Annotated in this window: 8 protein-coding genes, 2 tRNA genes and 3 rRNA genes; 11 read left to right on the top strand and 2 right to left on the bottom strand. The window is 37.6% G+C overall.

The genetic code is table 11. The features are described from left to right. Positions 1-150: 150 nt before the first annotated feature. A complete protein-coding gene (locus NWE55_RS03360; protein ID WP_155093020.1) occupies positions 151-1,818 on the bottom strand; it encodes a formate--tetrahydrofolate ligase in 1,668 nt (555 codons plus the stop codon). 293 nt (positions 1,819-2,111) lie between these two features. Between NWE55_RS03360 and NWE55_RS03355 the strand changes: the two genes are divergently transcribed. Beyond that, positions 2,112-2,693 carry a PhnA domain-containing protein gene (locus NWE55_RS03355; RefSeq protein WP_155093021.1) on the top strand — a complete coding sequence of 194 codons (582 nt, stop codon included), beginning with the start codon at positions 2,112-2,114 and terminating at the stop codon, positions 2,691-2,693. 281 nt (positions 2,694-2,974) lie between these two features. Here NWE55_RS03355 and NWE55_RS03350 read toward each other — a convergent pair whose 3' ends face one another. Then, positions 2,975-3,385 (bottom strand): NUDIX hydrolase, encoded by a 411-nt coding sequence (locus tag NWE55_RS03350; RefSeq protein ID WP_155093022.1) that lies wholly within the window; start codon positions 3,383-3,385, stop codon positions 2,975-2,977. A gap of 1,090 nt (positions 3,386-4,475) precedes the next feature. On the opposite strand from NWE55_RS03350, the gene tnpA reads away from it, so the two are divergent. The 10 genes from tnpA to NWE55_RS03300 all read left to right on the top strand — a co-directional run bounded on the left by tnpA (position 4,476) and on the right by NWE55_RS03300 (position 15,571). Continuing rightward, a complete protein-coding gene (gene tnpA, locus NWE55_RS03345; RefSeq protein WP_155093506.1) occupies positions 4,476-4,907 on the top strand; it encodes an IS200/IS605 family transposase in 432 nt (143 codons plus the stop codon). Positions 4,908-5,236: 329 nt separating this feature from the next. Then, on the top strand, positions 5,237-5,833 hold the full coding sequence (locus tag NWE55_RS03340; protein WP_230381557.1) for a cell wall assembly protein: 597 nt from the start codon (positions 5,237-5,239) through the stop codon (positions 5,831-5,833). Between the two features lie 265 nt (positions 5,834-6,098). Further along, the gene (locus tag NWE55_RS03335) at positions 6,099-8,171 is read left to right on the top strand and encodes a S8/S53 family peptidase (protein WP_258204608.1); all 2,073 of its coding nucleotides are present in this window, start codon (positions 6,099-6,101) and stop codon (positions 8,169-8,171) included. Between the two features lie 556 nt (positions 8,172-8,727). Further along, a 16S ribosomal RNA gene (locus tag NWE55_RS03330) occupies positions 8,728-10,245 on the top strand. A gap of 74 nt (positions 10,246-10,319) precedes the next feature. Then, positions 10,320-10,393 (top strand) — tRNA-Ile (locus tag NWE55_RS03325). Between the two features lie 85 nt (positions 10,394-10,478). Further along, a tRNA-Ala gene (locus NWE55_RS03320) sits at positions 10,479-10,552 on the top strand. A gap of 117 nt (positions 10,553-10,669) precedes the next feature. After that, positions 10,670-13,561 (top strand): 23S ribosomal RNA (locus tag NWE55_RS03315). A 106-nt stretch (positions 13,562-13,667) separates the two neighbouring features. Next, positions 13,668-13,777, top strand: a 5S ribosomal RNA gene (gene rrf / locus NWE55_RS03310). Together the 16S, 23S and 5S rRNA genes with 2 tRNA genes alongside form the textbook arrangement of a ribosomal RNA operon. Before the next feature lie 295 nt (positions 13,778-14,072). After that, complete coding sequence (locus NWE55_RS03305; protein ID WP_155092064.1) at positions 14,073-14,546, top strand: Lrp/AsnC family transcriptional regulator; 474 nt, start codon at positions 14,073-14,075, stop codon at positions 14,544-14,546. A 2-nt stretch (positions 14,547-14,548) separates the two neighbouring features. Then, positions 14,549-15,571 carry an EamA family transporter gene (locus NWE55_RS03300; protein WP_155092063.1) on the top strand — a complete coding sequence of 341 codons (1,023 nt, stop codon included), beginning with the start codon at positions 14,549-14,551 and terminating at the stop codon, positions 15,569-15,571. Positions 15,572-15,640 lie beyond the last annotated feature (69 nt).

The raw sequence follows: 15,640 nt of genomic DNA, 5'->3' as shown, positions 1-15,640 counted from the left end.
ACACATGGTGAAAATTATGTTTTTTTATATTTTGTTAATTTATTTTTATTTTATTAATTTGTAATACTCTGTTAAAAGTTAATGCAATTAAAAAAAGGTATTGAACAATTCGTCAATACCTTTTTTTTGTTTTCCTATATGAGATGTAAATTAACTTAATCCTTCTATTAACCCATCGACCAAATCAATTCTCAATGCTTGTGGTGATTTAGGTAATCCAGGCATACGCATAATATCACCAGCGATGGCAACGATAAATTCTGCACCTCTGTTGATCACGATGTCGTTAATCACAATATCAAAATCTTTAGCTACACCATAAGCTGTTGCATCTGCAGAAAAAGAATATTGTGTTTTGGCAATACATACTGGAAACTTATCCATAGCTGTGTTTCGAAGCTGAGCTAATTTCTTTTTAGCTGCAGATGAAAACTCTACATTATTAGCACCGTATATTTTCTTAGTTATATTTTCTATCTTCACTGAGATAGTATCTTCATCTTGATAAGGAAATTGTAAAGGTTTGCTTGGATTAGTTGCAATAGTATTAGCTACAACTTCTGCTAATGCTTTTGCACCTTCACCTCCTTCTATAAATGCATTATTAATAGCAAATCCGATATGATTGTCTTTACAATATTGTTCTACGATAGCTAGTTCTTCGGCATCATCAGTAGCGTATTTGTTAAAGGCTACAACGATACTTTGCCCATATGACTTTATGTTTTCAACGTGCTTAGCTAAATTGTCTAAACCTTTTTGAATACCTTCTATATTTTTAGTCTTGATTTCATCGATTGCTACGCCACCGTGCATTTTTAATCCTTGAGCAGTAGCTACTACTACCGTCAACTTCGGCTGTAAGCCAGACTTACGACATTTGATATCAAAGAATTTCTCAGCTCCTAAATCTGCTCCGAATCCCGCTTCTGTAATCACATAGTCTCCGTAGCTCATCGCCATTTTAGTTGCAATAACAGAGTTACACCCATGAGCGATATTAGCAAATGGGCCTCCATGTATAAAAGCAGCTGTATTCTCTGTAGTCTGTACTAAATTGGGATTTAGTGCATCTTTAAGTAAAACTGTAATCGCACCAGCAACGCCTAAATCTTTTACAGTAAACATACTGCCGTCATATCTATATCCTAAGAGAATGTTTTCAATGCGGCGACGCAAATCTTCTATATCTGTAGCTAAACAAAGGATTGCCATAATCTCAGAAGCAGGAGTGATATCAAAACCTGATTCTTGAGGAACACCATTAGCACTACCTCGAAGTCCTGTATTGATATAGCGAAGACTTCTGTCGTTTACGTCTAAAACTCTTTTCCACAATATCTCCTTGATGCCATTTTCTAAAGATCTATTTTGATAAATATAATTGTCAAATAAGGCACTAATGGTATTGTGCGCTGAGGTGATAGCATGAAAATCGCCAGTGAAATGCAGGTTGATATTCTCCATAGGTAATACTTGCGCGTATCCACCTCCTGCAGCCCCACCTTTCATTCCGAAGCATGGACCTAATGAAGGTTCGCGTAGTGCTACTACGGCTTTTTTACCTATTTTATTTAATCCCAATGCTAATCCAATAGAGACAGTAGTTTTGCCAATTCCTGCTTTTGTAGGGGTGATGGAAGTAACTAATATGAGGTTTGATTTATTGATGCCTTCTGTGTCCATCTCACTTAAAGGAACTTTAGCCATATATTTCCCGTAGGGAATTAATTCATCAGGGTTCACACCAATAGATTGGCCTACATCTTGTATTCTTTTTAGCTCACTTTCGCGAGCAATTTCGATATCTGTTTTCATGTAAAATAATAGTTTGTGTTATTGATTAGTAAAGATAAGGTTTTTTGACACTGTCTTTCTGTTTATTCACCAGCTATGAGGTATTATGATGAATTGTGTAATGATTTAGAACGCTATTTAGGTGAAACCACAATTCTAAGAACTAATTTTTAGAAGCATTTTAAAAAATTAAGTGTTTTGTTAAATTCATATCTGTGCAATAAAAAAGGTTTAATTACTGAAGTGTTTTATTATTTTTTATATCTAAATAATAACATATATCTTTACAACTTTAATAATATATTGTTTTATAAATGAAAACTGAAGCGCAATTAAAAGAGAGAAGTGGTAATAAATGCGAACTATGTGAAGCAACAGGACATTTGAATGTGTATGAAGTACCACCAGCGGCAGCTAACGAAGCAGATAGAGAAATCTATATTTGTGATACTTGTTTAGAGCAAATTGAAAAGAAAGCAGAGTTAGATGCAAACCACTGGCAATGTTTAACTACTTCTATGTGGAGTGAGTTTCCTGCTGTTCAGGTTGTAGCTTGGCGTATGCTAAACCGTTTCCGCAATGAAAGTTGGGCGGCCGATAGTTTAGAGATGATGTATTTAGATGATGAGTTGTTGGAATTTGCTAAGTTAACAGGTGATCATACTGGAGATGGAAGCGTTGATTTGCATAAAGATTGCAATGGAAATATACTTGTCGGTGGAGATACAGTTACCTTAATTAAAGATTTAGATGTAAAAGGATCTACAATCAATGCTAAAATTGGTACTGCTGTGCGTAATATCCGTTTGGTACACGATAATACTGAACAAATTGAAGGAAAAATTGACGGTCAACAGATTGTTATTTTAACGAAGTTCGTCAAGAAACAAGCTTAGTGATTGTTAACGATATAAAAAGCCTCTTAGTTTTATCCTAAGAGGCTTTTGTCTTTTCTATAATGTATTTTGATTTTTATAAAATCCATTGGTTAGCAATCAGTAATCAACTGTAGCTCTATTTTTTATAGAATGGGTAAGCGCAGTAGAGAGCATATAATATTAGGTTTGTTTGTAGAGAGTTGCGTATATATATCCTTTTGAAGGAGTCATCATGCTGAGCAACTCTGCTCTAAGTAAGTTCACCACTATGAAAAAAATGTGGTGCATGAAATAGTGAACTACTTCATAAGTTTAAGCCAAATAGGAAGACTAAACTCTTTTAGTAAATGTGCGAGTTTCGTTTCTTGATAGTTATCTATTGTTAACCATTTAATTTCTTCAATTTCTGATGCAGGTTGTATTTCAGTATTATTTACAATAATATGGTAAATATGAGCTGTGACAATTGTATTTGCTTCGTTAACTGCTGTTGTACTATGTGTACCTAATAATTTTATCTCGTTTGTTGTAATAGTCAGACTTAATTCTTCTTGCAACTCTCTGATTAATGCTTGTTCGGGAGTTTCTCCCTTTTCTATTTTTCCGCCAGCCATCATATAATAGATGGATTTTTTTTTGCGCACGGTTAACATGCGATTGTCTTGATCAGTAATAAGAGCTGAGGCTAAATAGATCGTGGTAGTATTCATTTTGTTTTTTTGGCAATTTAGTAAACCTTAGGGGATATGTCAAGATTGAAACAGTATTACTCATAGTATTAATTGAGAATAGTTTATCCGTTGTCTTATATTAAAATTTTATTGACTTAAGGTTGAATGTTTGATAGGAAAAAGTAAAATAATATTTTGTTCCTCTCAGGAATGGTAAAGAAAGGCTAAAAACAACTTTTCTCACTTGTGTAATTTAGCAGCTTGCTATTACTGCATTAGTCATGTTAAAGAGTAATCTTCATTTTTACGATTAAGAAAAGGTGTCTACGGGATTTAATAGCCTCTATGATGACTTCGTTTTGTGTTTTTCTATTGTAACCTAAATACGAAAAGTTTTCGGTTATAGAGAAAATTACTGTAAGATTGGAGGTAGTTTCTTTGGGAATTCGAGGGGCTTTCTTGGGGGTTTCTTCGGGAAATACCCCTTTTTGCGAGTAAAACCCCAAGGATACTCGAAGAAAAGTGCAAGAAAGTCCAAGGAAATGATGTTTTTAGTTTGCTTGAAGTTTTTGCTATCAAGAAGAATGTGATCAAATGTTGTTCGAAGTAAATTTTTGTTTTAAACAACGCTGTGTGTTTGTAAATATGCTCAAATGAAGTTTAGTGAACAGATAACTAAAGAATTAGAGTGTAATTTAGGGAACTTATTGTTTTCTAAATATGGAGTATGGTGCCTTTTCAATTCTTTAGAACTTTTTTAGCGAATTTTGATTGCTCTTATATAAGGCTAATTCATTGCTTTATTTCTATGCACTTCTGCAAAAAATACCAAATGGCGAAATTAATTTCTTTTTGTTTATGTCTATAAGTATGCGTCATAAGTGGTTTTACTATTTTGCTATAACTGAGTTTTTACCTTAATTTCAACTTTTGTCGTTGATTCTTTTTCTTCAATCATTACTGTCTAAAAAATGTATTAGTAATTCAATATTACAGCTGTAATGATATTTAATGAGTGATTTTATATAGAATATCTTGCCATTTTTTTTTATTGGTCGCAGACTGTAGTTAAAACTATGCACTTTAGTGCATTTAGCTTTCAGCTTCTAAAAATGTTTACCTTTGATATATGGAATATCAACGAACCGGAGGACATAGTGTATCACGTTTAACCGCCCATATAGTATGGGTGACTAAATATCGTTATCCAGTATTGGAAGGAGATATTCAGATACGTTGTCGTAGTCTGATCATTCAGATTTGTGAAGCAGAAGATATTCAAATTTTAAAAGGTGTAGTATCAAAGGATCATGTTCATCTTCATATAGAATATCGACCATCTCAAAACATAAGTAATATTGTCAAACTCTTCAAGGGTCGTACCTCAAGGAAACTCCAAATAGAATTTCCTGAGTTGAAGCACAGATACTGGGGACGTCACTTTTGGGCAATAGGCTTTGGTTGTTGGAGTACAGGAAATATTACTGATGAAATGCTAAATCAATATCTTGAACACCATCGTAAACCAAATGATAACGGAGGTAACTTTATACTTGAGTAAGTAGCTCCACCCAGGCAGACTTTAGTCTGCTTTAACAAACTATGGACTTTCAGTCCATAGTGGTTTATTTAAAGGTATTAATACATTATTTTTTATAGATTAAATGCGAATAAATTTGAAGTAGAGTAGAACTTTTAGGTATTCTATCTGCTTTTTAAGTTTAATTTACTTAATTCTATTCTTAGATAGAGAAAAATTGATTTATTTTATAAAATATTATTTTTTGTAAATAAAATATTTATATCTTTATTTGATGAAATAGTGCAACGTTTAGAATGCCTATTTTTATGTTTAATATTAAAAAAAGAAAAAGCCACTTCGTGGACAAAATGAACAAGACAATGGTAAAAGAAGAATTTACTGCGTTATTTAAGGGGTATAAAATCCCAAATGTTTTGAAAAGCTTAATTGATTTTCAAACTTCAGAAAATGTAGCATCATATTATTCAAATGCTATTTATTTAATAGATGAAGTAGATGGTGTAATTGATGGGTTTTCGAGTGAACCAGAATTTTTAAACTCTTTTATTCCTTTTGCAGAGGCAGATTCAGTTGGTAGCATCTATGCTTTTTGGATCAATAATAAGGAAGAAAAAAATTTAGAGAACTTACCAATTGTTGTTTTTGGGGGTGAAGAGGGAGTTCACGTTATAGCTCAAAACTTAACTGAACTATTGCAAATAGCAGCTTATGATGTTGAGCCAAATGTTTTTGAGGATGAGGTTAGCTTTCCTGATAAAGAAGAATTGATTGAGGAGGATGAGTTTCATCCTACTGAGTTTAATAAAGAGTATTTAGATTGGTTGAGAAGTGAAGCTAAATTAAAACCATTTGTTAAAATTGAAGATATTGATGAAGTCGTTGAAAGAGCAGCTGAAAAGTTAGGTAGTTCTTTGAATGATTTTTTAAAGAAATATAATGAGTAGTTAATACTCGAATAGTATAAAAAAAAGGAATTGCTTTCATGCAATTCCTTTTTTTTTGATTACATTTATAGGTATAACTATTTGATTATTATAATTTTGTATTCTTTTTGTTGTAGATTGGGTGATAAAGTTTCTTTGTAAATGATATGAGCAGAGAGTGGTTTTTGTAGAATGTTAAAATTGTTTGATTCCTATATTTTTATATAATTTCTAAAGTTTTACTTTATAAATTATAATTAACAAACTAAACTATAAAGTATTCCATATGAAAAAAATTACGCTATTATTACTGAGTCTTGTTCTGTTTTTTAAGCTTGATATTGTTGAAGCTCAATCTATAGAAGTGAGAAATAAGATTATGGAAAACTATGGGGAACATAGTAGGCAACTTAATCTTGCAATCCAAAGTACGTTAAATGAAACAAACCAGGCTTGGCGTATTGCGGAAGAAAAAAGTATACCCATAACAGGGGTGGATATGAAAGGAAATGTGTATTCACTTGTAAAATTTAATGAGGAGGGGGTACCTATTTATAAAGCCACTTTAAATAAGGGGTCTAGGATTACTGCTCGTGTTGACGGTATTAAGAATACGGCATATAGAAGAGAATTGAGAGGGCATGGAATTTTTGTTGGTGTTTTTGATGGAGAGGTGGCGTTAGATCAACACAGAGAATTTGTCGATAGGGTGACTAATAAAAGTGTTGTGATTTTAGGTGAAAGTTTGCCAGACTTTAACTCTCCAGGTTTTAGTAAAACTGGTTTTGAACGTGGTAGAGCTCACGCAACACACGTGACAGGAACAATTGTAGCACAGGGATTAAATGAGAGAGCTCTTGGGATTGCTCCTCATGCGACTGTTCTAAGTTATTCTTGGAATAATGATATTTTTAATATGCTTGATTTAGCAAATGACGGTTTATTAGTTAGTAATCACTCTTATGGTTTTCAATTCTTTGATGAGTATGGATTTCTTTATGATCAATCTCTTAGACATGAATTAGGAGCTTATGTGAATGAAAGTAGAATGGTTGATATTGTTGCTTATGAAAGGAAGTTCTATCAACCTGTGTTTGCTGCTGGTAATGATGGAGAGTATACCAAACAGACTTATAGAAACTTTCCTGAGAAAAAGAATGTAGACATGTTGAATGGTTATTCGTTGTCTAAAAATGCTGTTGTCGTTGCAGCAGTAAAGGAAGTGAAAAATTATGTTGGAGCGGAAAGTGTCGTGTTAGCGAGCTTTAGTAGTCAAGGTCCTTCTAATGATTTTCGTATCAAACCTGATATTTCAGCAAAAGGGGATATGGTTTTTTCTACTACATATAAGAACCCTGCGAATATGAATAATGATCCTAATACAGGTTTGTATGTTAGTTATTCGGGAACATCAATGGCTGCTCCTGCTGTCACAGGTGTTTTTGCCTTGTGGCAAGAATGGGCAAGCAAAAGGAATAAGGATAAGAACCCTTTGAAATCAGCATCAATTCGTGCGATTATGGCGCATACGGCTGATCAAACAGGCGAGAGAAAAGGACCTAATCACTTATTTGGTTGGGGATTAATCAATGCTGCAAAGGGTGTACAGTTTTTAGAGGCAAGTAGAAAAGGGGAGTATGCACTTTTATTAGAGCACGAACTAAAGAATAAAGAGGTTTATTCAAAAGAGATTGTTGTAAAGAAAGCTACGGATAAGTTAGTAGTTACTTTGGCCTGGACTGATATAGCTGGTGGAGTAGATTTTCATTTATATAGAGACGAAGATTACACTAAGAAGAATCCTATTCTTGTTAATGACTTAGATATCGTTGTCAAAAAAGATGGGATAGAATATCTTCCTTGGAAATTGAATAAAGATTGGTCAAACCCAATAGCTTTAAAAGGTAATAATGACGTGGACAATATCGAACAAATCGAAATTGAAGACGTGGAACCTGGTACGTATACTATTTATATTAGCCACAAAGGGGATCTTAGTTATTGGGAAAGAGAAAAGGAACTGAAACAAGAATTTTCTTTAGCAATGAGTTTGTCAGATGCATACACAGTTGAAAAAATACCAGGAGAGGATAAAAAAGATGAACTTGTCAAATTAATTCAAAGTCTTTGGCCGAATCCAATTATTGATTTTGTCAATATTCAAATTATGGAAGAGTTTGCTAAAGAAGCTATTTATATACGTGTATATGATACCACGGGTAGATTAGTACATACATATGAGAAGAAAAATGATGAGGGATTGTATAGTTTCTCAATGGAAAAACTGCCAAAAGGTATGTACTTTATTGATCTTCAGGTTGGAGAGTACAATATCGTTGAAAAAGTGGTAAAAAAATAGGAGAAGACTATAACCTAACTTAGGTAATATTTTTACTATTACAATGATAATGCATAACTGTGTGAAAAAAAGTTTCACTTGTAACGTGTATCATAATAGATAGTTATCGTTAATGCGAAAAAAACCTTTAAAAAAAGGCGTTATAAAGTTTGGAAGTAGCGTAAAAGATACTACTTTTGCATCCGCATTAGAGAAGTAATAACGACTCTAGAGGTAGACGCTCCTAAATATAAAGAAAGCAGCAAAGAAGAATTAATAACTTTGAAAAGCTTTAAAAACTTTAACAAAATAAAGTTTGGATAAGTAAAATATAAGGTATTATCTTTGCGGTCCGCTTCAGTAAACACTGTAGCTCGCAAGAAAAAAGAAAAAGAAATTTTTTGAAAAAAGTTTTGCGAGATTAAAAAATAGTTTTACTTTTGCACTCGCTTTGAAACACAAGTGGAAAAAACAAGAAGAATACGTTCTAAGACATATTGGACAACAGCATACAAAAAGAGAGTAAGGCAAGTCGAAAGATTTGAATTAACGCGCTAATCGAAAATATAAAAAATATACGATGAAGAGTTTGATCCTGGCTCAGGATGAACGCTAGCGGCAGGCCTAACACATGCAAGTCGAGGGGTATAAGAAGCTTGCTTTTTAGAGACCGGCGCACGGGTGAGTAACGCGTATGCAACCTACCTTTTACAGGGGAATAGCCCGAAGAAATTCGGATTAATGCTCCATGGTTTATTTGGATGGCATCATTTGAATAATAAAGATTTATCGGTAAAAGATGGGCATGCGTGTCATTAGCTAGTTGGTATGGTAACGGCATACCAAGGCAACGATGACTAGGGGTCCTGAGAGGGAGATCCCCCACACTGGTACTGAGACACGGACCAGACTCCTACGGGAGGCAGCAGTGAGGAATATTGGTCAATGGAGGCAACTCTGAACCAGCCATGCCGCGTGCAGGATGACGGTCCTATGGATTGTAAACTGCTTTTGTACGGGAAGAAATGTACCTACGAGTAGGTATTTGACGGTACCGTAAGAATAAGGATCGGCTAACTCCGTGCCAGCAGCCGCGGTAATACGGAGGATCCGAGCGTTATCCGGAATTATTGGGTTTAAAGGGTTCGTAGGCGGTCAGATAAGTCAGTGGTGAAATCTCATAGCTTAACTATGAAACTGCCGTTGATACTGTTTGACTTGAATAGTATGGAAGTAACTAGAATATGTAGTGTAGCGGTGAAATGCTTAGATATTACATGGAATACCAATTGCGAAGGCAGGTTACTACGTACTTATTGACGCTGATGAACGAAAGCGTGGGTAGCGAACAGGATTAGATACCCTGGTAGTCCACGCCGTAAACGATGGATACTAGCTGTTCGGTTTTCGGACTGAGTGGCTAAGCGAAAGTGATAAGTATCCCACCTGGGGAGTACGTTCGCAAGAATGAAACTCAAAGGAATTGACGGGGGCCCGCACAAGCGGTGGAGCATGTGGTTTAATTCGATGATACGCGAGGAACCTTACCAGGGCTTAAATGTAGATTGACAGGTTTGGAAACAGACTTTTCTTCGGACAATTTACAAGGTGCTGCATGGTTGTCGTCAGCTCGTGCCGTGAGGTGTCAGGTTAAGTCCTATAACGAGCGCAACCCCTATTGTTAGTTACCATCGCGTTGTGGCGGGGACTCTAGCAAGACTGCCGGTGCAAACCGAGAGGAAGGTGGGGATGACGTCAAATCATCACGGCCCTTACGTCCTGGGCTACACACGTGCTACAATGGCAAGTACAGAAAGCAGCTACCTGGCAACAGGATGCGAATCTCCAAAGCTTGTCTCAGTTCGGATTGGAGTCTGCAACTCGACTCTATGAAGCTGGAATCGCTAGTAATCGGATATCAGCCATGATCCGGTGAATACGTTCCCGGGCCTTGTACACACCGCCCGTCAAGCCATGGAAGCTGGGGGTACCTGAAGTCGGTGACCGCAAGGAGCTGCCTAGGGTAAAACTAGTGACTGGGGCTAAGTCGTAACAAGGTAGCCGTACCGGAAGGTGCGGCTGGAACACCTCCTTTCTAGAGAATTAGTTAAGTGTTAATTCTACTTACTCTCGCTGCTTGTTCAAAAAATAAAAAAAGGTATTATACAGAGTCTCGTAGCTCAGCTGGTTAGAGTACTACACTGATAATGTAGGGGTCGGCAGTTCGAGTCTGCCCGGGACTACTAAAATACACAGGAAATACTAGAGGTTAAACTAACCGCCTAAAAGTTACTGTTAACTGTAAGCTGTTAACCAAACACTAGAAACGGGGGATTAGCTCAGCTGGCTAGAGCGCCTGCCTTGCACGCAGGAGGTCATCGGTTCGACTCCGATATTCTCCACAAGGACTAAAGTCCAACCGTTCATTGACATATTGATAAAACTTAACTAACAAAACAGTTAGAAAGAACAAAAAATATAGAAATATATAGAAAGTACGATTCGAAAGAATTGTAAGCACATAAGCAAAATAAGGGCGTATGGGGAATGCCTAGGCTCTCAGAGGCGAAGAAGGACGTGATAAGCTGCGAAAAGCTACGGGGATTGGCACACACGAATTGATCCGTAGATATCCGAATGGGGCAACCCAATATGTTGAAGACATATTATCCTGTATAGGAGGCGAACCCGCTGAACTGAAACATCTAAGTAGGCGGAGGAGAAGAAAACAAAAGTGATTCCGTAAGTAGTGGCGAGCGAACGCGGAATAGCCCAAACCAAAGTTGTTACGGCAATTTTGGGGTTGTAGGACCACGACATTTCTTGCGGCTTGAATTAGAAATACCTGGAAAGGTATACCAAAGAGGGTGACAGTCCCGTATAAGTAAGAAAAGATAAGAATAGTGGTATCCTGAGTAGGTCGGGGCACGTGAAACCCTGATTGAAACTGGCGGGACCATCCGCTAAGGCTAAATACTCCTGAGAGACCGATAGTGAACCAGTACCGTGAGGGAAAGGTGAAAAGAACCGTGAATAACGGAGTGAAAAAGATCCTGAAACCATACGCCTACAAGCGGTCGGAGCCCCTTTGTGGGGTGACGGCGTGCCTTTTGCATAATGAGCCTACGAGTTACCGTTGCTGGCAAGGATAAGGACTTCAGGTCTGGATCCGTAGCGAAAGCGAGTCTGAATAGGGCGCTTTAGTCAGTAGTGGTAGACGCGAAACCGTGTGATCTACCCATGGGCAGGTTGAAGTTTAGGTAACACTAAATGGAGGACCGAACCGTTTAACGCTGAAAAGTTTTCGGATGACCTGTGGGTAGGGGTGAAAGGCCAATCAAACTCGGAAATAGCTCGTACTCCCCGAAATGCATTTAGGTGCAGCGATGATCATAGTTACTTAGAGGTAGAGCTACTGATTGGATGCGGGGGCTTCACCGCCTACCAATTCCTGACAAACTCCGAATGCTAATTAATGATAATCATCAGTGAGGGCATGGGTGCTAAGGTCCATGTCCGAGAGGGAAAGAACCCAGACCATCAGCTAAGGTCCCCAAATGTATGCTAAGTTGAAAAAACGCGGTTTGATTGCCCAGACAGCTAGGATGTTGGCTTGGAAGCAGCCATTCATTTAAAGAGTGCGTAACAGCTCACTAGTCGAGCGATCGAGCATGGATAATAATCGGGCATAAGTATACTACCGAAGCTATGGATTTACGTTTTATAACGTGAGTGGTAGGGGAGCATTCTATCGGCAGAGAAGGTGATTTGTGAGAATTGCTGGAGCTTATAGAAAAGAAAATGTAGGCATAAGTAACGATAAGGGGTGCGAGAAACACCCCCGCCGTAAGACTAAGGATTCCTGAGCTATGCTAATCAGCTTAGGGTTAGTCGGGACCTAAGGCACACCCGAAGGGGGACGTCGATGGCCAACGGGTTAATATTCCCGTACTACTTATAACAGTGATGGAGTGACACAGTGATGAAAGCACCGCGAACTGACGGAATAGTTCGTTGAAGCACGTACCTATAGGTTTGATAGTAAAATGCGTCAGACTTGGAGAAATGCGATAGTACTCAGCGTCTACGGACAAAGAGATAGTGTGCCTAAGGGCTGTCAAGAAAAGCTTCTAAACATAGGTTATAAGTACCCGTACCGTAAACCGACACAGGTAGTCGAGGAGAGTATCCTAAGGCGCTCGAGAGATTCATGGCTAAGGAACTAGGCAAAATAGACCTGTAACTTCGGGAGAAAGGTCGCCAGCGCAAGCTGGCCGCAGTGAAGAGGTCCAGGCGACTGTTTATCAAAAACACAGGGCTCTGCAAAATCGTAAGATGACGTATAGGGCCTGACACCTGCCCGGTGCTGGAAGGTTAAGAGGAGATGTTATCGATGAGTAATTGTTGAGAAGCATTGAATTGAAGCCCCAGTAAACGGCGGCCGTAACTATAACGGTCCTAAGGTAGCGAAATTCCTTGTCGGGTAAGTTCCGACCTGCACGAATGGTGTAACGATCTGGACACTGTCTCAGCCATGAGCTCGGTGAAATTGTAGTATCGGTGAAGATGCCGATTACCCGCAGTGGGACGAAAAGACCCTGTGCACCTTTACTATAGCTTAGTATTGTTCTCGGATAAGTGATGTGTAGGATAGGTGGGAGACTGTGAAGTGGCGTCGCTAGGCGTTGTGGAGTCATTGTTGAAATACCACCCTTTGCTTATTTGAGATCTAACTCCGCAATTGTGGAGGACATTGCTTGGTGGGTAGTTTGACTGGGGTGGTCGCCTCCAAAAGAGTAACGGAGGCTTCTAAAGGTTCCCTCAGCACGCTTGGTAACCGTGCGTAGAGTGCAATGGTATAAGGGAGCTTGACTGAGAGACTAACAAGTCGACCAGGTACGAAAGTAGAGCATAGTGATCCGGTGGTTCCGCATGGAAGGGCCATCGCTCAAAGGATAAAAGGTACGCCGGGGATAACAGGCTGATCTCCCCCAAGAGCTCATATCGACGGGGGGGTTTGGCACCTCGATGTCGGCTCGTCACATCCTGGGGCTGGAGAAGGTCCCAAGGGTTGGGCTGTTCGCCCATTAAAGTGGCACGCGAGCTGGGTTCAGAACGTCGTGAGACAGTTCGGTCTCTATCTACTGTGGGCGTTAGAAATTTGAGTGGATCTGATTCTAGTACGAGAGGACCGAATTGGACCAACCTCTAGTGCATCTGTTGTCTCGCCAGGGGCATCGCAGAGTAGCTACGTTGGGCAGGGATAAGCGCTGAAAGCATATAAGTGCGAAACCCACCACAAGATGAGATTTCTTTAAAGGGCCGTGGGAGATTACCACGTTGATAGGCTATAGATGTAAAGGCAGTAATGTCATAGTCGAGTAGTACTAATAGCCCGTAAGCTTATGTGAATCTCCCCTTGTTTACATACAAGGGGAGGGCAACTTTCTAAATGCTAGTTAAGTTACAATATCAATATAGTTAACAATATTAGTTACGTTAAGGTAACAACCGATTTAGGGTGGTTATTGCGGCGGGGCTCACCTCTTCCCATTTCGAACAGAGAAGTTAAGCCCGCTAGCGCAGATGGTACTGCTAACCAGTGGGAGAGTATGTCGCCGCCCTTCTTTTAAGAATCCCCAATCTCATATGAGGTTGGGGATTTTTTTGTTTATATACTTCACAACTTAGTAGGAGGATACTATTGGTGAATTTGTATTCAAGTGCTGAGAATATTTTGTTTAATATATTTTTTAGTACTTTTCTTTTTTGTTTCTATAATAAGTAGCTTCCTTTTCCGTATAATATTTTTTTAGAATATTATTTTTATTTACTTTACTAATACCGAATAAAATTCTTTTTTACTATTTGTTTGCTGAATAAAATTCTTTTTATTACTTTTGCATCGGCAAATTGAAAAGTATGGAATATAAATTAGATGAGATAGATTTGAAGATATTGCGAATGATGCAAGACAATGCTAGAATTAATAATTCTGAACTTGCGCGAGAATTAGGAATGGCTCCATCTGCTGTTCTAGAGCGTGTAAAGAAGTTGGAACAAAAAGAAGTATTGTTAGCATATCATGCAAGGGTTAATCCTACAGCAATAGATCAAAAGATGTTGTCATTTATTTTTATAAAAGTTGATGAGATTATTGGTGATGAGGAGACAGGTAAGCTTTTAGCTGAGATTCCAGAGGTGTTAGAAGTTCACGATATTGCAGGAGATGATGGTTATATGATTAAAGTTAGAACATCGGATTCTTTAGCTCTTGTTTCGTTGATGAGAAACTCGCTTTCAAAGATTCAAGGTGTCATATCGACGAGAACGATTATAGTATTACAAACAGTAAAAGAAGATAATAAATTAATTATTCCTGAAAAATTAGATTAGGTATGAGTGCAGTAGTTAATAATAGTGCAAGTAAAGGATCTGTAATATTTGCATATCTTGTTGTTTATTTTGTATGGGGATCTACTTTTTTCTTTATTCATAAAGCATTAAGTGATTTTACTCCTTTCGTGTTGGGATCGCTTCGCTTCTTTGCAGCGAGTGTTATATTATTGACTTATTGTAAGTTAAAAGGATATAAGTTGTTTAATAAGAAAGTGGTTAAGCAAGCGTGTATTACTGGTTTCTTATTATTGTTTATTGATATGGGAGCTCTTATTTGGGCAGAACAACATGTTTCGAGTGGTATTGCAGCTATTATGGCGGCAGCGGCAGCTTTGTGGTTTATAATTTTAGATAAACCTCAGTGGAAGAATAATTTTTCAAGTTTGCCAATTGTACTTGGGTTAATCATGGGGTTTGTAGGCGTGATTATGCTGTTTGCAGAGCAGATTACCATTGCAAGTGATGAGTCACAGCGTTTGTTAAATATATTCTGTATGTTTTTATTGATCTTAGGATCTATTGCTTGGACGATTGGGTCCTTATATTCAAAATACTCTAAAGATAAGAATGAGAACCAAGGAGAGGATCTTCACGTTATGGTTAAAACTTCTTGGCAAATGATTACTGCTGGAGTATTATTTTCTATAGTAGCTACAGTAAATGGGGAGTTTAGTGCATTTGAGCCAAGTGAGATTAGCAATGGTGGATGGTTTTCACTTGTGTATTTAATTACTTTTGGATCAATATTGGCATTTGGTTCATATATATGGTTAATACAGAATAGACCAGTAACAGAGGTGAGTACTTATGCTTATGTAAACCCTGTTGTAGCAGTAGCATTGAGCTATTTCTTTACTGATGATATCATCACAAGCTTACAAATCGGTGGATTAGGTGTTGTTCTTGTAAGTGTCGCGTTGATGAATTGGGATCTTTATAAGAATAGTAAGTTTTTTAAAAAGATCAAAAAGAAAAAAAATGTAAAAGCTTCGGATAGTGAGCAATTGCATATGAGTAATTAGCGTTTAATTCTTTTTTAATATTATTACATCAGCCTCTGCATTTGTGGAGGCTTTTGTTTTTGTAATTAT

The organism is Myroides albus (genome assembly GCF_024722315.1).
In the GTDB taxonomy this organism is placed as follows: domain Bacteria; phylum Bacteroidota; class Bacteroidia; order Flavobacteriales; family Flavobacteriaceae; genus Flavobacterium; species Flavobacterium album_A.
Note: the sequence above shows the minus strand (reverse complement) of the source record. Positions and strands in the feature narration are given on the sequence as shown.